The sequence below is a fragment of the Lentzea sp. NBRC 102530 genome (genome assembly GCF_030269365.1).
Lineage (GTDB): Bacteria > Actinomycetota > Actinomycetes > Mycobacteriales > Pseudonocardiaceae > Lentzea.
In genome coordinates this window covers 572,276-588,696 of the sequence record NZ_BSTF01000003.1, presented here as the reverse complement: position 1 = coordinate 588,696, position 16,421 = coordinate 572,276, and the positions used below count along the sequence as shown (strand labels likewise).

Below are 16,421 nucleotides of genomic sequence, written 5' to 3'. Positions count from 1 at the left end.
GTCGTCAGCTTCGCACATATGAGCGGGCGACGCCTCGTACGCTGCATCACCGTGAGCACCCTGTACGTGGAACAGCCGTGGACGTTCCTGAGCCTGCTGGCCCGGCCGCACTACCGGGTCGAGGTGTTCGACGAACGGGACGTGCCGGTCATGGTGGTGCGCGAGCGCAGCGGCCCCGGCGTCCAGCGACCGTTGCGGCACACCGGGTTCTCCGGCTGGACGACGTTCGACCTCGACGTGGTCGCGCCGAACGGCCAGCCGATCATGGGCATCGAGAAGGGCTTCGGCCGCCGTCCGCACGTGCGCGTGACCACGCCGCAGGGCCAGCTCATCGGGACCATCAAGACGCACGGCGCGTGGCAGCAGTCACTGCACGACGCGACCGGGCAGCAGCTCTGCTTCTTCGGTGACGTCGCGCGGATCCAGACCGGCGCACGGGCCAAGCGGAACGGCTCGCGGGTGCGCCGGGACGTCGTGCGGATCAACCCCGCGGTGACCGAACCGGTGCGGTCGCTGGCGACCGCGTGCGCGGTCGCCTTCGACGTCGTGCGGGGTACCGGGACCAGCCACACCAGCAGCGGCGGCGTGGACTGGCCCGTCTGACCTACCAGGCGTCCTTGCGGAAGTGGCTCGGACCGTCGTCCTCGTCGTCGTCGCGGGGAGGCGGCGGGGCGGGTGTGCCGGAGGCGATGACGTCCTCGGGGTCCTGACCTTCTTCGAGCGCCTGGTAGGCGCGCTGGAGGTCGGGGACGCCGACGGCGAGTGCCTGCTGCACGCCGGGATCGTGGATGGCCCGTCCGGCGGCGACGTCGGCCCACGACATCTCGCCGGCGTCGACCCGCCGTTGCAGGTCCTTGAGCTCCTGCGGTGCCTTCGGCGACTTCGCGAACCGCTCGATCTCGGCGAGGTCCTGTTCGGACAGTCCGCGCGAACGGCGTTGCACCTGGGAGGCGGCCGTCGCGACCTTGCCGAGGTCGTCGACCCTGGAGTCGACCTCGGCGAAGAGCGCCTGCAGGCGTGCCTGGTCGTAGGGGAACGTCACTGCTGACCACCACCGCTCGGCGCCGGGGCGGGTGCGGGTGCGCCACCACCGGCTCCGCCGCCGCTGCCCGTGCTCGGCGTGCTGTACCTGCCGGACGCGGCCGAGCCCGCCTTGCCGAGGCTGTAGGCGCCGAGGCCGACCCCGATCGCGCCGGACTTCGCCGCCGCCACGCCGTTGTCGAACTTCTGCTTGCCGTCCTGCACGCCGTCGACGACGTCGAGCGCGTCGTTGACGTCCCGGACGTCCTTGAGCTTCATCAGCGCCGTGCCCATCGCGACGATGCCGTCGACCATGCCCTTGACGCCCTCGATCAGCGTCATGATCGACTGGATGATCTTGCGGATGGCGTCGACGATCTGGATCGCGTCGTAGACCATCCACACCGCGCGGCCCCAGCCGACGACCGGGATCACCGCGGTCATGGCCGCTTCGAGCAGCATGGTGCAGAGCTTGTCGAGCAGGAACAGCGCGACCTTCGTGGCCGACCGGCAGGCCGAGGCCATCGACTGGAACTTGTTGCCGATGATCCGGGCGACCTGGGAGTCCGCCTCGATCGCGATGACCCACATGGTGTCCATGCGGCGTTCGAACGCCTGCGCGGCGCCACCGTTCCAGTGCGGGTTGAGCTGACCGACACCGTCACCGACGTTGTGCCGCACGGAGTCCAGCGCCTTCGCGACCTGGTCCCACGCGTTGGCGTTGGCGTCGATCTTCTCGAAGTCACCGACCAGCGGGCTGATCAGCGACTCGATCAGGTTCTCGCCGGTGACCTTCTCGTAGATCCAGTTGACGCCCTGCAGCTTCCACCCGGCGGCTTCGATGAGCTCCTTGGTGGTCTGCCTGCCCGGGCGGTTCTCGGCGGCCGCGTTGAGCGCGACCGCCGGGTCCTGGACGTCCGCGTACGCCGTGGTCATCGGCCCCCACCCGCCTGCTTCATCAGCTGCACGCCGTGGAGGTCGACCTTCTCGTAGGAGTCGGCCGTCTTGCGCAGCGCGTCGGCGTCCTTGGTCATCATCTTGTTCGCGAAGTCCAACGTCTCCCCGTACAGGCTCGCGACACCGGTCACGACGGGGTGCAGCAACGTCAGCAGGCCGGTGAAGCCGCTGGTGTCACCGCCCTTGGAGATCGCGTGGTCCTTGATGGTCAGGAAGTGCCCGGCGTTGCGGTCCAGCAGTTCGCTGTAGCCCCGCAACTCGTTCGGTTCGACGTGGAACTGTTCGCTCACGTGCCCTCCGACGCGCCGTTCGGCCGAACGGTTCCGGTCAGGTGCGACCGCGGCCGCCGGCGAACCGCGAGGCCATCCTGCGCACGAGCCCCCGCGGCAGCCGCGTGGCGATGGTGACGATCGCCTTGTACTGCAGGCCGGGAACCGACAGCGCCTTGCCGCGGCGCAGGTCGCGCAGGGCCTCGTGCACCAGCTTCTCGACGGGCACGTAGAGCCAGTTCGGCGTCTTGGTCATGTCGATCCGCGCGCGCTTGTGGAACTCGGTCCGCACGAAACCGGGGGCGAGCGCCATGATCCGCACACCGGTGCCCGCGGCGGCGAGAGCCGTGCCTTCGGAGAACGCCGTCACCCACGCCTTGTCGGCGCTGTAGCTCGTGCCGCGGCCGGGCAGGAAGCTCGCGACGCTCGACACGTTGATGACGTCGCCCCTGCCGCGCGCGATCATGGCCGGGATCGCGGCCCGGCACAGGCGCAGCACGGTGGTGACGTTGACGTCGAGCTGGCTCTGCAGCTTCTCGACGTCCGTGGCGAAGAGCTCGCCGCTGTTCGCGAAGCCCGCGTTGTTCACCAGCAGGTCGACGGCCTGCTCGGCGAGCCGTTGCTCGACCTTGAGCCGGTCGTCGTGGTCGCTGAGGTCGGCCGGCAGCACGTCGACGTGCACGCCGTGCCTGTCGTGCAGCTGCTTCGCGAGTTCCTCGAGTGCGGGCGCGGTGCGCGCGACCAGCACGAGGTCGTACCCCTCGGCCGCGAGCCTGCGGGCGAAGGCGGCCCCGATCCCGACGGTCGATCCGGTCACCAGTGCGGTTGGCATACGTCCGCACGGTAGTCGGTCGGGCGCCGGGGTCGAAGGCCGCCGATGATCACGCTTCGTGCTTCGCCGGGCGGCGCAGCACGAACAGGCGCAGTGCGAGGCCGGAAACGACCAGCGCGACCCCGCCGAACAGCATCCATCCGACCGAGGCACCCGTGTTGGCCAGCGTCACGACGGACGCCGTACCGGCCACGGCCACGGGCGGGACAATCTTTCCTCCGTACATCGTGCTTCCCTTCGGGGGGTTCGGGGACACGACGGTTCAACTGAACGGAGTATCTGAATCAGGCGCCGATGTTTTACACGGAGCGCTATGTGACGTGAATCACAGCACTTTAGTCGCGGTCTGGAATGCCGCTGGCCGGGGCGGTACGACAGGCGCTACATACGCCTGCCGGTCACCCACCGTCAGTTCTGCTTGCGTCCGAACGACGGCCGGTAGACCTCGCCGCCCTCGTCGTCCTCGGCCACCGGCTCCTCGCGCTCGGACGGGTCCGGGTCGAACGGGTCGATGACGTCCGCGAGCTCACCGACGTCGCGCAGCAGCCGTTCCAGGCGCGCGGGCGACGAGTTGGGCGGCGCGGCGGCCAGCACCCAGTCGTTCTCCATCCAGACGACGGTGACGTCGCCCCCGATCTCCTCGGCGGCGTCGATCAGGTCCGGCGTGATGATCTTGCGGGCGGCGGGCACGTCCGTGACGAACGCGTACCGCGACCCGACCGGCCCGAGCATGTCGGGCATCGGCTTCTTGTCGTCGTCGCGCTGGAACGGCACGGTCGACAGCCAGAGTTCGATCACCACCGACAACGCCCGCCGGCAGCGCACGCCGACCAGCACGGAGTTGACCTTGCCGCCGGTCTCGTGGTCGAGCACGTAGACCTGCCTGCGGCCGTCGGCGGTGAAGGTGGAGCCCGCCACGACGTCGCGGGCGAGGCCCGTGCCGTAGTACGCGATGGCCCCGGCTTCCCACCGGGTCGGCAGCACGTGGTCTGTCTCCTCGAACTGCCAGCCACGCAGGGCAGCCCAACGGCGCCGTTCACGATTACGCGCGGTTCGTTGCGCCCGGTCGGTCGCGAGCAGGGCGAACCCCGCCACACCCGCCACCGCGGCGACGGTGAACCAGACCCACGCCGGTATGCCCACGAGGCCAGCGTAGTGGGTCGGAGGCGAGGAACGAAGATCACTTCCGCGCGTCGTGACCTCGGCGTGCCTTTCCCCGGTTCAGCAGCCCGACGGCGGCCCGGCTCGCCGCGGTCGGCTGGCCGGGGTTCCGCAGCGGCCCGGGGGCTCGAAGCCGAGTGCGATCTGCCCGGCGCAGCTCACCGGGAACCCGGGGTTGACGGTCGAGAGCCGCTGAAGACGAAACGGGACGGGGACCCGTCCGGATCCCCGTCCCGCGTGCTTCTCCCGTGGTTCAGGCGGTGCGGCCCACGATCAGGCCGCTCTGGTCGTCCACCACGTCGACCCGCACCGTGTCGCCGTCCCGCACCTCGCCGGCCAGCAGTTCCTTGGCCAGCTGGTCACCGATCGCCGACTGCACCAGCCGCCGCAACGGCCGCGCCCCGTAGATCGCGTCGAAGCCGTTGAGCGCCAGCCAGTCGCGCGCGGCCGTCGTGACGTCGAGCGTCAGCCTGCGCGCGGCCAGGCGGTCGGCGAGGCGGGCGATCTGGATGTCCACGATGGACGTCAGTTCCTCGGTGGCGAGCGCGTGGAAGACCACGACGTCGTCCAGCCGGTTCAGGAACTCCGGCTTGAAGTGGCGTTGCACCACCGCCATCACGGCGTCCTTGCGCTCCACCTCGGTGAGCGTCGGGTTCACGATGGTCTGCGAACCCAGGTTCGAGGTGAGCACGAGGATCGTGTTGCGGAAGTCGACCGTGCGGCCCTGGCCGTCGGTGAGGCGGCCGTCGTCGAGCACCTGCAGCAGCACGTCGAACACGTCCGGGTGCGCCTTCTCGACCTCGTCCAGCAGCACGACCGAGTACGGGCGGCGGCGGACCGACTCGGTGAGCTGGCCGCCCTGGTCGTAGCCGACGTAGCCGGGAGGCGCGCCGACCAGGCGGGCCACCGAGTGCTTCTCGGAGTACTCGCTCATGTCGATGCGGATCATCGCCCGCTCGTCGTCGAACAGGAACGCCGCCAGCGCCTTCGCGAGCTCCGTCTTGCCGACACCGGTGGGGCCGAGGAACAGGAACGACCCCGTCGGGCGGTCCGGGTCGGCGACTCCGGCGCGCGTCCTGCGCACCGCGTCCGACACGACGCGCACGGCCTCGGCCTGGCCGACGACGCGGCGGCCGAGTTCGTCCTCCATCCGCAGCAGCTTGGCGGTCTCGCCCTCCAGCAGCCTGCCCGCGGGGATGCCGGTCCACGCCGACACCACGTCCGCGACGTCGTCCGGGCCGACCTCCTCCTTGAGCATGGCAGCGTCCTGTGTGGACTCCGCCGCGACCGCGAGTTCCTTCTCCAGCTGGGGGATCCGGCCGTAGCGGAGTTCCGCGGCACGGCCGAGGTCACCGTCGCGCTCGGCCCGTTCCGACTCACCGCGCAACGACTCGAGCTGCTCCTTCAACGCGCGCACGCGGTCGATGGAGCCCTTCTCGTTCTGCCAGCGGGCGGTCAGCGCGGAGAGTTCCTCGCGCTTCTCGGCCAGTTCGGCGCGCAACGCGTGCAGGCGTTCGACCGACGCCGCGTCGGACTCCTTCGACAGCGCCATCTCCTCGATCTCGAGGCGCCGCACGGCACGTTCGACGGTGTCGATCTCGACGGGCCGCGAGTCGATCTCCATGCGCAGCCGGGACGCGGCCTCGTCCACCAGGTCGATGGCCTTGTCCGGCAGGAAGCGCGCGGTGATGTAGCGGTCGGACAGCGTTGAGGCGGCGACGAGTGCGGCGTCGGTGATGCGCACGCCGTGGTGCACCTCGTAGCGCTCCTTGAGGCCGCGCAGGATGCCGACCGTGTCCTCCACCGAGGGTTCGCCGACCAGCACCTGCTGGAAGCGGCGTTCCAGGGCGGCGTCCTTCTCGATGTGCTCGCGGTACTCGTCGAGGGTCGTGGCACCGACCATCCGGAGTTCGCCGCGGGCCAGCATCGGCTTGATCATGTTGCCGGCGTCCATCGCCGACTCACCGGTCGCGCCCGCACCGACGATCGTGTGCAGCTCGTCGATGAACGTGATGACCTGCCCGGCCGAGTCGGTGATCTCCTTCAGCACGGCCTTGAGCCGCTCCTCGAACTCACCGCGGTACTTGGCGCCCGCGACCATCGAGCCGAGGTCCAGGGACACGACCCGCTTGCCGCGCAACGACTCCGGCACGTCGCCGGCCACGACGCGCTGCGCCAGGCCCTCGACGATCGCCGTCTTGCCGACACCGGGCTCGCCGATCAGCACGGGGTTGTTCTTGGTGCGCCGGGACAGGACCTGCACGACGCGGCGGATCTCGGCGTCACGGCCGATCACCGGGTCGAGCTCGCCCTTGCGCGCACGTTCGGTCAGGTCGACGCCGAACTTCTCCAGCGCCTTGTAAGTGCCCTCGGGGTCGGCCGACGTCACCCGCGCCGAACCGCGCACCTTCGTGAACGCCTCGGTCAGCGCGTCGGGCGTGGCGCCGTTGCGCCGCAGCAGGTCGGCCACCAGCCCGCCGTACTGGGCGAGCCCGACGAGCAGGTGCTCGGTGGACACGTACTCGTCGCCCATCTCGGTGGCGAGCTCCTGCGCCCGGTTGATCACCCGCACGGCGTCGCGCGAGAACTGCGGGGCGGACACGGTGGAACCGGAAGCGCTCGGCAGTCCGCGGGAGAGCTGCTCCAGCTCCTTGCGCACCTGCCCGGGGTCGGCGCCCACGGCCGACAGCAACGGCGCGGTCAACCCGTCCGTCTGCGCCAGCAGTGCGCTGAGCAGGTGCACGGAACCCACGTCGGGGTTCCCGTTCAGCGTGGCGGCCTGCACCGCCGCGGACACGGCCTGCTGCGTCTTGGTCGTCGGGTTGAAAGCGTCCATTCCTCCACCTCGTGGTCAGCCTCCAGCATGGACCATCATCCCGCACAACGTCAGAAAAGTTGAGTCTGTTCCGCTCAACCTTTAAATCGGCCCAGATCACACGCCGACTAGGCGAAGATCAGCCCATGACGTCCATCATCCACAACATCACCGTCGACGCCCGCGACTCCTACGAGATCGCCTCGTGGTGGGGCCAGGTGCTGGGCCTGCCGCTCGACCCGGAGGACAACCCCGGCGACCCGGAGTGCCTGATCCACCTGCCGAGCGGCATCCGCTACCTGTTCATCAACGTCCCGGAGGGCAAAGAGCTCAAGAACCGGCTGCACATCGATCTGCAGCCGGTGAGCGGCACCCGCGACGAGGAGGTGGAACGCCTCGTCGGCATCGGCGCGACGGTCTTCGACGATCAGCGCAGGCCGGACGGCACCGGCTGGGTCACGATGCGCGATCCCGAGGGCAACGAGTTCTGCGTGGAACGCAGCGCAGCCGAACGAGCCGCGACGTCCTGACCAGCGTCACTCGAAAGCACCAACAGCTTGTCCACAGCAGGTGTGGAGTTATCCACAATCCGCTGTTCAGTATCCACAGGTGAATCAAGTTCAGTGGCGACCGTCTGTGCACCAGAACCCGATGGGGTGACATCCTCCACCGAGTCGCGCAGCGGCTGCTCCTTGATCAGCAACACCGCGATGACCGTGAACACGGCCAGACCAGCGGCGATGAGGAACAACTCGCCCATGGCGTCCCCGTAGGAGTCGCGCACGACCGGGGAGAGCGACCCGCGGTCGAGCGTCTTGGTGCTCACCTGGGCGGCCAGCACGGCCCCGAGCACCGAGACGCCGGCCGTCCCGCCCAGCGACCGCAGGAACGTGGCCGTGGAACTGGCCGCACCGAGGTCGGCCATCCCCACGCCGTTCTGCACGGCCAGCACCAGGTTCTGCATGGTCAGCCCGACGCCGACCCCCACCAGCGCGAGGTAGGCCCCCATCAGCACCAGGTTCGTCCGGTGGTCGATCGTCCCGAGCAACGCCAGCCCCGCGACCAGCGAGAACGCACCCCAGACCAGGAAGCTCTTCCACCGCCCGCTCTTGGCGATCAACTGCCCGCTGACCGTCGACGAGATGCTCAACCCGAGCACCAGCGGCACCGTCAGCAACCCGGCCTTGGTGGGCGAGAACCCACGCGCGATCTGGAAGTACTGCCCCATGAACACCGAGGCCCCGAACATCGCGGTCCCCACCGCGACACCGCCGAGCATCGCCAGCACCACGGTCCGGTTCTTGAACAGGTGCAACGGGATGACCGGCGCGGACGCCCTGCGTTCGACGAAGTAGGCGCCGATGATCGCGATCAGCGCGCCACCGACGAACAGCGCGCTCTCGCGGCTGATCCAGGCGAAGTCCTTGCCCGCGAACGACACCCACATGAGCACCAGGCTCACGCCACCCGTGATCAGCGTGGCACCGAGATAGTCGATCTTCACGTGCTGCTTGCGCACCGGCAGGTGCAGCGTCTTGTGCAGCACGGCCAGCGCCACCAGCGCCAACGGCACGCAGACGAAGAAGCACCACCGCCAGCCGGGCCAGTCGACGAGGAACCCGCCGACCAACGGCCCGCCGACCGTCCCGGCCGAGATCACCATGCCGGTGTACCCGCTGTACCGGCCCCGCTCACGAGGGCTGAGCAGCGCGCCGACGACGACCTGCCCCAGCGCCTGCACACCACCCATCCCGAGCCCCTGCACGACCCGGAACCCGATCAACTGCTCCATGTTCTGGCTGAACCCGGACAACACCGAGCCGATCACGAACAGCACGATCGCGGACTGCAACAGCCGCTTCTTGTCGAAGAGGTCCGCGAGCTTGCCCCACAGGGGCGTGCTGGCGGTGGACGCGAGGAGCATCGAGGTGATGACCCACGTGTACTGGGTCTGCGTGCCTTTGAGCTCGGCCAGGATCGTCGGGAGGGCGTTCGAGACGATGGTGGAGCTGAGGATCGCGACGAGCAACGCCACCCAGATTCCGGACAGCGCTTCGAGGATCTCCCGATGCGACGAGGGCCGACTCAAACCGGCACACCTCCAGTAGTTAGTTGATGTCATACAACTATATCTGGAGATAGTTAGCCAGGACAACGAATTCGGGTGGCTGATGGGTCACACCCAGGGTCGCGCCGGCCGCTCGAGCGGAGGTCGGCGGACGCTCAGGGCCCGCCCTCGACGTCGAAGGCGGGCCCTGGGCGAGCGGTCACCGCGTCAGGACTCGGCCGCGTCCTTCCGGCCGGCCTTGACCTCGAAGAAGTCGCCTCCCTTGCGACGGACGTCGTCCGTCCCCCAGTCCCGGATCCGGTCCACCGGCACCATCCGGGGGATGTGCTTGCGGCAGTGGATGTAGGCCTCCTGCACGGACACCACCACCCACCGCTCGATCTTCCGGTTCTCCCCGGCCAGCTCGGCGAACTCCTCGAAGGGCGCGATCCTCGCCCTGCCGTTCACGTGCAGGCCGATCAGGTCCTCGGTGAAGTCGACCATCAGCATCCCGACGTGCGGGTTCTCCATGATGTTCCCCAGCGAGGCCATGACCCCGTTCCCCCGGTACTCGGGGTACACGACCGTCCGCGAGTCGACCACGTGCAGGAACCCCGCCGGCCCCGCCCGCAGCGAGGAGTCGCACTCCCCGTCCGCATCGGCGGTCGAGATGAACGCCATCTCCATCCGGGCGACGAACGACTCCATCAGCGGGTTGAGGTGGTCCAGCACCTGGTCCGAGTAGAAGCGCGTAGCGCGATCCGTCGTCTCCAGGGCACATTGGAGGAAGTGCTCACCTCGTGAGCCGGGAAGGTCGACACGGTCGGGTGAGGTGGTTTCAGTCAACTCTGGCAGGGACACGCGCCCAACCCAAGCACGCAAGCACGCAACCCGGTACAGACGGACCCTCACATTCACACTGTTGCGGTAACAACTACTCACCTAGAGTAACCATGCTTCGCTCGAAGGTGGCATCAAGGAGTCAGGAGGCCCGATCAGGGGTTACTGTCCACCCTGTCGGGGGACGGATGCTTGACGAGTAACGACAGCGCCCCAGCCGGCGCTACTCAGAAACACCCAATGAGAACGTGGAGACTGCGCGCGGACCATGACTGCGAACGCTGTGCTGAGCCCCATCCCTACCCCGCCCCACCGGGAACCCCCGCCTGGCGTCACCGCGATGGTGCGCATGATCCGGGAGAGCTTCGCGGTGGTGGAGCCGCATTCCGAAGAAGTGGCGAAGTTCTTCTACGGGATGCTCTTCTCGCTCTCGCCTGCCACACGCGAGATGTTCCCCGCGAACATGGAGGTGCAACGCAGCCGTCTGCTGCGTGCCCTCGTGCACGTCGTGCAGATGGTCGACCGCCCGGACGACCTCATCCCCTTCCTGCGTCAGCTGGGGCGTGACCACCGCAAGTTCGGTGTCATCAACGTCCACTACGAGGCGGTCGGGACGGCGCTGCTGTCCGCGGTGAAGAAGTTCTCCGGCGCCGCCTGGACGCCCAAGGTCGAGATGGCGTGGGCCGAGGCCTACACCCTCATGGCCAGGGCCATGCAGGAGGCCGCGGACGCCGACAACGGGCCCGCCTACTGGCACGCGACGGTGCTGGAGCACCAGCGCGTCTCGTGGGACCTCGCGGTCGTGCGCCTGCAGCCGGACCACCCGGTGAGCTACAAGGCCGGTCAGTACGTCAGCGTGGAGACGCCGCAGCGCAAGCGCTTGTGGCGGTACTACTCGCCGGCGAACGCACCGCGCGAGGACGGCGTCATCGAGTTCCACATCCGGTCCGTCGACGGCGGCTGGGTGTCCCGCTCGGTGGTCGGCCACACGCAGGCCGGTGACACGTGGCGCATCGGGCCGCCCATGGGACGTCTGTCGGTCGACCGCACGGCCGGCACGGACATCCTCATGGTCGCCGGTGGCACGGGTATCGCGCCGATGCACGCGATCATCGACGAGATGGCGCAGTACGGCGAGAACCCGCGCGTGCACCTGTTCTACGGCGGCCGCACCCGCGAGGACCTGTACGACCTCGACAACCTGCAGCGCATCGCGACCACGAACCCGTGGCTCACGGTCGTGCCGGTGCTGGAGTCGGACCCCGGTGTCCGGGGGGTCGAGCAGGGCAGCCTCGCCGACGTGGTCACCCGCTACGGCGCGTGGGAGGACCGGGACGTCCTGGTCTGCGGCAGCCCGGCCATGATCAGGTCCACGGTGTCCCGCATGCTGGTCGCCGGAACTCCGCTCGACCGGATCAAGTACGACCCGTTCACGCTGGACTAAGCTCGGCACGTCGACAAGCGACTGGCGTGCCGAGGGTGGAACTGACCACCGGGAAGCGACGGCCGAGCGCACCGAACGCCTGGGTGCCCGGCACGGAGTGATGCCGTGCTGCGCGAAGCCGATCCAGAGATCGCCGCCCTGATCCAGGCCGAGGAACGACGTCAGGCCAGCAAGCTGCGCATGATCGCGTCGGAGAACGACGTGTCGCAGGCCGTGCTTGAGGCAACAGGCTCGGTCCTGACGAACAAGTACTCCGAGGGCTACCCCGGCAAGCGGTACTACGAGGGCCAGCAGGTCATCGACCAGGTCGAACTGCTGGCGCAGGAACGGGCGAAGGCCCTCTTCGGCGTCGACCACGCGAACGTGCAGCCGTACTCCGGCTCGCCCGCGAACCTCGCCGTCTACCTCGCGTTCCTGAACCCCGGCGACACCGTGATGGGCATGTCCCTGCCGATGGGCGGTCACCTCACGCACGGCTGGAGCGTTTCGGCCACGGGGAAGTGGTTCCGCAGCGTCCAGTACGAGGTCCGCAAGGACACCGGTCGCGTCGACATGGACGAGGTCCGCACGCTGGCGCAGGTCGAACGCCCGAAGGTGATCTTCTGCGGTGGCACGGCGATCCCGCGCACGATCGACTTCGCGGCGTTCGCCGAGATCGCCCGGGAAGTGGGTGCGCTGCTGGTCGCCGACATCGCGCACATCGCGGGCCTGGTCGCGGGCGGTGCGCACCCGTCGCCGGTCGGGCACGCGCCGGTGATCACCACGACCACGCACAAGACGTTGCGCGGCCCGCGCGGCGCGATGATCCTCACCGACGCCGCGCACGCGAAGGCGATCGACCGCGCGGTCTTCCCCGGCCTGCAGGGCGGTCCGCACAACCACACCACGGCCGCCATCGCCGTCGCTCTGCGGGAGGCCGCGCAACCGGCGTTCCGCGAGTACGCGCAGCTGATCGTCCGGAACGCCCAGGCGCTCGCGGAGGCGTTGCTGGAGCGCGGGTTCGACCTGGTCTCCGGCGGCACCGACAACCACCTGGTGCTGATCGACCTGACGTCCAAGCTGATCGCGGGCAAGCCGGCCGCGCAGGCGCTGGACCGCGCGGGCATCGAGCTGAACTACAACGCGGTCCCGTTCGACACCCGCAAGCCGTTCGACCCGTCCGGCATCCGGCTCGGCACGCCGGGGATCACGACACGCGGCCTGCGGCCCGAGCAGATGCCGCTGATCGCGGACTGGATGGACCGCGCGATCGCCGCGCACGACGACGAGCAGGCGCTCGACCGCATCGCCGCGGAGGTCGGCGAGCTACTCGCCGCGCTCTAGTGGTGTGGCTCGGAACGTTGCCGGGGGAATTCGCGGTCAGACGGGTGCGTCGCGGGCGGTGCCGCGAGGCGCCCTGCTGAATGCCGATTACCTCGCCAACGTTCCGAGTCACACCACTAGTGTCCTGCGCCGGAAATCCGCCTGCAAAATCGGGTGAGTGATTCGAGGATCTCTTCGGCGGTCTTGGTCCAGATGAACGGCCGTGGGTGGGTGTTCCAGTCGGCGATCCAGGTGCGGATGTCCTTCTCCAGCGCCTGGACGCTGCGGTGTGTGCCGCGGGTGATCTGCTGGTCGGTGAGGAATCCGAACCAGCGTTCAACCTGGTTGATCCAGCTGGATCCGGTCGGGGTGAAGTGCATGTGGAACCGCGGATGGCGGGCCAGCCAGGCCTTGATCGACGGGGTCTTGTGCGTGCCGTAGTTGTCACAGACCAGATGCACGTCCAACCCGGCCGGCACGGTCTTGTCGATCGTGATCAGGAACTTGCGGAACTCCGCGGCCCGGTGCTGGCGGTGCAACTCGCCGATCACCGTGCCGTCGGCGACGTTGAACGCAGCGAACAGGCTGGTGATGCCGTTGCGGACGTAGTCATGCGTGCGTCGCTCGGGCATGCCCGGCATCATCGGCAGCACAGGCTGAGACCGGTCCAGCGCCTGGATCTGAGACTTCTCGTCCACGCAGAGCACGACCGCCCGCTCGGGCGGATTGTGATACAGGCCAACAACATCCACGACCTTCTCCACGAACAGCGGATCAGTGGAGAGCTTGAACGTCTCCGCCCGATGGGGCTTGAGACCGAAATCGCGCCAGATCCGGCCGATGGTCGACTTGCTCAACCCGGTCCGCTCCGCCATCGACGTCCGAGACCAGTGCGTGGCGTTACGCGGGGTCTCCTCCAGCGTCGCCACGATCACCTCCTCGACCTGATCGACCGTGATCGACGGCGGCCGGCCCGGCCGTTGCTCATCGACCAGGCCGTCCAGCCGATCCCGCAGAAACCGCCTGCGCCACTTGGTCACCGTCGCCTCGTGCACCCGCAGGTCCTCGGCGATCTGCTTGCCCGGCACACCCTCTGCGCACGCCAGCACGATCCGGCACCGCTGCGCCAGCACCTGCGACGACTTCGCCCGCCGCGCCCACCGCTGCAGCGTCTCCCGCTCCTGCTCGGTCAACGTCACCTCAGCAGGAGGACGTCCAATCCGCGCCATCACCCCACACTAGACTTACCTGGCGGATTTCCGACGCAGGACACTAGCTTCCCGACGGCTTCCCGCACCTCGCTGAACGTCCGGCGGGCGACTTCCGCGAAGTCCCCGCCGGTCGGCAGCCAGCGCTCGTAGCCGTGGTTGAACGCCAGCACGCCGAGTTCGGCGGCCACCGCGGCCTCCAGCTCCGGCACCCCGCGCCGCTTCAGCGCGTCCGTCATGGCGACGGCGAACCCGACCATCTTCAACGCGGACCGCTCGCGCAGTTCGTCGTTGCCCGCGATCACCGCCAGCCGCTGCGGCCCGTGTGCGCGCCGTTCCTCGGTGAACGTCTCCGCGGTCGCCACCAGCGCGGCCTCGACGGCGTCGAGCGGCGTGGCGTCCTCCGGCGCGCCGGCGATCGCGCCGGTCATCAACTCCGCCAGCACGTCCTGGCCGCCGAACAACACCTCGCGCTTGTCGCGGAAGTGCCGGAAGAACGTGCTCTTCGTGAGGCCCGCGCGCTCGGCGATCTGCGCGACCGCGGTGTTCTCGTACCCCTGCTCGCTGAACAGGTCGAGTGCGGCGCGCACCAACCGCTCCCGTGCGTCCGGCTCCCATCGACCCATGGGCCACATCCTAAGTGATGCGACTTGGTCCCATCACTCTGCTACGGTTGATGAGACCAAGTCCCATCACTTCCGGAGGATGTCGTCATGAAGGTCTTCGTCACGGGTGCCAGCGGTCACGTCGGCTCGGCCCTGGTCCCCGAACTGCTGGACGCGGGCCACCAGGTCGTCGGCCTGGCCCGCTCGGACGCCTCGGCGGCCAAGCTCGAAGCCCGGGGAGCCGCCGTGCGGCGCGGCGATCTGGACGACCTCGACGGACTGCGCAAGGGCGCGGCCGAGGCGGACGCCGTGATCCACCTGGCGTTCAAGCACGAGGAGATGTACGCGGGCGACTACCAGGGCGCCTCGGACGCCGACCTCGCCGTGGTGCACGCGTTCCTCGACGAACTGTCCGGCACCGGCAAGGCGCTCGTCGGCACCGGCGGCACGCTCGCGTACTCAGGCCTCGGCCGCACGGCCACCGAGGAGGAGCGTCCGTCCAGCGAGGGCCCGCGCGGCGCCGCCCGCAACGCGATCGTCGACGCGACCGGCGTCCGCGGCTCGGTCGTCGTGCTGCCGCCGACCGTCCACAGTGAACTCGACGTGGCCGGCTTCATCCCGATCCTGGTCAGGACCGCCCGCGCCACCGGTATTTCCGGCTACCCGGGCGACGGCACCAACCGCTGGTCCGCGGGCCACACGCGGGACGCGGCCCGGCTCTACCGGCTGGCGGCGGAGAATGCGCCGGCGGGGTCGGTGCTGCACGCGGTCGCCGAGGAGGCGATCACGATGCGCGAGATCGCCGAGGTGATCGGGCGGAAGCTGGGCGTGCCGGTCGAGAGCATCCCGGCCGAACGCGCGCAGGAGCACTTCGGTCCGTTGGCGTTCATGGTGTCGCGCGACGCACCGACGTCCGCTGAGCGCACGAAGGCGTTGCTGGGGTGGGAGCCGAAGGAGCCCGGTCTGCTGGAGGACCTGGAGAGCGGGTTCTACTTCGAGGAGAGCTGAGCTTCGAGCCTGAGGTGGGCCTCGGACAGGGCCCCGCTCGGGTCCGGTCCTGTCAGCGCGGCGGTTTCCAGCACCGCAAGGGTTTCCGGTGAGCGCAGCCACTCGGCCAGCGGGCCGGTGTCCGGGCCTTCGAGCACCAGGCCTGCCAGAGCGACAGGAGTACCGAGGAAGTAGTCGTGGATGGCCGCCCGCTCGCGCGGATCGGCCTTCGCGTAGACCTCGGACGTGAGGCGCAGCCAGTAGAAGTCCGCGTCGAGCTCGCCCAGCGCGATCAGCTCCAGCACGCGCGGGAGCAGGTACCGCACGAAGTGCTCGTCGCCGATCGTTCCCGACTTGAGCCAGAACTTCTCGATCTGTCCGGAAGTCAGCTCCCGCAACGGAAGCGTGGTGAACGGTGCGATTGATGCCGCGTCCACGCAGTGGTCGCAGAACTCGACCACGCGCGGACGCGGCATCGCGAAGACCTCGTGGAGACGGTCGATCACTTGCGGGGCTTCGGCTTCCAGACGACCAGGGCGGTCTCCTGCCGGATCGGCACCAGGTCGCGGCGGTAGGAGGCGTGCACGGCGGCGGCGGTGGAATCGGCCGCTGCCAACGCCTGGGCGAGTTCCTGCTGGAGTTCTACGACCCGTGACCGCAACGCGTCGACCTGGTTCTCGAGATCGATGATGCGCTTGATGCCGGCGAGGTTCACGCCCTCGTCCTGCGAGAGGCGCTGGACTTCGCGCAGCAGCACGATGTCGCGCATCGAGTAGCGGCGGCCGCCGCCGGAGGTCCGGCCCGGGGAGACCAGGCCCATCCGGTCGTAGGACCGGAGGGTCTGGGCGTGCAGGCCGGACAGCTGCGCTGCCACCGAGATCACGAAGAACGGCGTGTCCTCATCGGTCCCGGGAGGGAACGGAAAACCCACCGA

At 69.0% G+C, this 16,421-nt stretch carries 18 protein-coding genes and 1 riboswitch; of the genes, 5 read left to right on the top strand and 13 right to left on the bottom strand.

All coding sequences use genetic code 11. The features are described from left to right. The first annotated feature begins 51 nt into the window (after positions 1-51). Positions 52-603, top strand: a complete 552-nt coding sequence (locus QSK25_RS10505) for a hypothetical protein (protein WP_285637103.1) — start codon at positions 52-54, stop codon at positions 601-603. 1 nt (position 604) lies between these two features. On the opposite strand, the gene QSK25_RS10500 is transcribed toward QSK25_RS10505, so the two are convergent. The 7 genes from QSK25_RS10500 to clpB all read right to left on the bottom strand — a co-directional run bounded on the left by QSK25_RS10500 (position 605) and on the right by clpB (position 7,075). After that, positions 605-1,042, bottom strand: a complete 438-nt coding sequence (locus tag QSK25_RS10500; RefSeq protein WP_285637101.1) for a hypothetical protein — start codon at positions 1,040-1,042, stop codon at positions 605-607. Then, positions 1,039-1,956 carry a WXG100 family type VII secretion target gene (locus QSK25_RS10495; RefSeq protein ID WP_285637098.1) on the bottom strand — a complete coding sequence of 306 codons (918 nt, stop codon included), beginning with the start codon at positions 1,954-1,956 and terminating at the stop codon, positions 1,039-1,041. Before QSK25_RS10495 ends, QSK25_RS10500 begins: the two co-directional genes overlap by 4 nt. Further along, complete coding sequence (locus QSK25_RS10490) at positions 1,953-2,267, bottom strand: hypothetical protein (protein WP_285637095.1); 315 nt, start codon at positions 2,265-2,267, stop codon at positions 1,953-1,955. The genes QSK25_RS10495 and QSK25_RS10490 overlap by 4 nt, the downstream gene beginning before the upstream one ends. Positions 2,268-2,304: 37 nt before the next feature. Then, on the bottom strand, positions 2,305-3,078 hold the full coding sequence (locus QSK25_RS10485) for an SDR family NAD(P)-dependent oxidoreductase (protein ID WP_285637093.1): 774 nt from the start codon (positions 3,076-3,078) through the stop codon (positions 2,305-2,307). Positions 3,079-3,127: 49 nt separating this feature from the next. After that, positions 3,128-3,277: an LPXTG cell wall anchor domain-containing protein gene (locus QSK25_RS10480; RefSeq protein ID WP_285637092.1), complete on the bottom strand. Its 150-nt coding sequence runs from the start codon at positions 3,275-3,277 to the stop codon at positions 3,128-3,130. Between the two features lie 209 nt (positions 3,278-3,486). Next, positions 3,487-4,221 (bottom strand): TtfA family protein, encoded by a 735-nt coding sequence (locus QSK25_RS10475; protein WP_285637088.1) that lies wholly within the window; start codon positions 4,219-4,221, stop codon positions 3,487-3,489. Between the two features lie 271 nt (positions 4,222-4,492). Continuing rightward, positions 4,493-7,075: an ATP-dependent chaperone ClpB gene (gene clpB, locus QSK25_RS10470; RefSeq protein ID WP_285637086.1), complete on the bottom strand. Its 2,583-nt coding sequence runs from the start codon at positions 7,073-7,075 to the stop codon at positions 4,493-4,495. Positions 7,076-7,200: 125 nt separating this feature from the next. On the opposite strand from clpB, the gene QSK25_RS10465 reads away from it, so the two are divergent. Beyond that, the gene (locus QSK25_RS10465) at positions 7,201-7,584 is read left to right on the top strand and encodes a VOC family protein (protein WP_285637082.1); all 384 of its coding nucleotides are present in this window, start codon (positions 7,201-7,203) and stop codon (positions 7,582-7,584) included. On the opposite strand, the gene QSK25_RS10460 is transcribed toward QSK25_RS10465, so the two are convergent. Together QSK25_RS10460 and QSK25_RS10455 are read right to left on the bottom strand one after the other, a co-directional pair. After that, the gene (locus QSK25_RS10460; protein WP_285637079.1) at positions 7,482-9,143 is read right to left on the bottom strand and encodes an MDR family MFS transporter; all 1,662 of its coding nucleotides are present in this window, start codon (positions 9,141-9,143) and stop codon (positions 7,482-7,484) included. The genes QSK25_RS10465 and QSK25_RS10460 overlap by 103 nt on opposite strands. Positions 9,144-9,329: 186 nt before the next feature. Then, entirely contained in the window at positions 9,330-9,947 is a 618-nt protein-coding gene (locus QSK25_RS10455; RefSeq protein WP_352235728.1) for a pyridoxamine 5'-phosphate oxidase family protein, read from the bottom strand. Between the two features lie 334 nt (positions 9,948-10,281). Between QSK25_RS10455 and QSK25_RS10450 the strand changes: the two genes are divergently transcribed. Both QSK25_RS10450 and glyA read left to right on the top strand, forming a co-directional pair. Beyond that, positions 10,282-11,385: an FAD-binding oxidoreductase gene (locus QSK25_RS10450; RefSeq protein WP_285637074.1), complete on the top strand. Its 1,104-nt coding sequence runs from the start codon at positions 10,282-10,284 to the stop codon at positions 11,383-11,385. 7 nt (positions 11,386-11,392) lie between these two features. Further along, a riboswitch (ZMP/ZTP riboswitch) is annotated at positions 11,393-11,477 on the top strand. Between the two features lie 13 nt (positions 11,478-11,490). Next, complete coding sequence (gene glyA / locus QSK25_RS10445; RefSeq protein ID WP_285637072.1) at positions 11,491-12,708, top strand: serine hydroxymethyltransferase; 1,218 nt, start codon at positions 11,491-11,493, stop codon at positions 12,706-12,708. Between the two features lie 116 nt (positions 12,709-12,824). On the opposite strand, the gene QSK25_RS10440 is transcribed toward glyA, so the two are convergent. Both QSK25_RS10440 and QSK25_RS10435 read right to left on the bottom strand, forming a co-directional pair. Continuing rightward, positions 12,825-13,916, bottom strand: a complete 1,092-nt coding sequence (locus tag QSK25_RS10440) for an IS630 family transposase (protein ID WP_285637069.1) — start codon at positions 13,914-13,916, stop codon at positions 12,825-12,827. Next, entirely contained in the window at positions 13,916-14,521 is a 606-nt protein-coding gene (locus QSK25_RS10435; RefSeq protein ID WP_285637067.1) for a TetR/AcrR family transcriptional regulator, read from the bottom strand. Before QSK25_RS10435 ends, QSK25_RS10440 begins: the two co-directional genes overlap by 1 nt. Before the next feature lie 87 nt (positions 14,522-14,608). Between QSK25_RS10435 and QSK25_RS10430 the strand changes: the two genes are divergently transcribed. After that, positions 14,609-15,508 carry an SDR family oxidoreductase gene (locus tag QSK25_RS10430; RefSeq protein WP_285637065.1) on the top strand — a complete coding sequence of 300 codons (900 nt, stop codon included), beginning with the start codon at positions 14,609-14,611 and terminating at the stop codon, positions 15,506-15,508. Here QSK25_RS10430 and QSK25_RS10425 read toward each other — a convergent pair. Together QSK25_RS10425 and QSK25_RS10420 are read right to left on the bottom strand one after the other, a co-directional pair. Beyond that, positions 15,490-15,993 carry a hypothetical protein gene (locus tag QSK25_RS10425; protein WP_285637063.1) on the bottom strand — a complete coding sequence of 168 codons (504 nt, stop codon included), beginning with the start codon at positions 15,991-15,993 and terminating at the stop codon, positions 15,490-15,492. The genes QSK25_RS10430 and QSK25_RS10425 overlap by 19 nt on opposite strands. Continuing rightward, on the bottom strand, positions 15,990-16,418 hold the full coding sequence (locus tag QSK25_RS10420; protein WP_285637061.1) for a heat shock protein transcriptional repressor HspR: 429 nt from the start codon (positions 16,416-16,418) through the stop codon (positions 15,990-15,992). The genes QSK25_RS10425 and QSK25_RS10420 overlap by 4 nt, the downstream gene beginning before the upstream one ends. Positions 16,419-16,421: the final 3 nt, after the last annotated feature.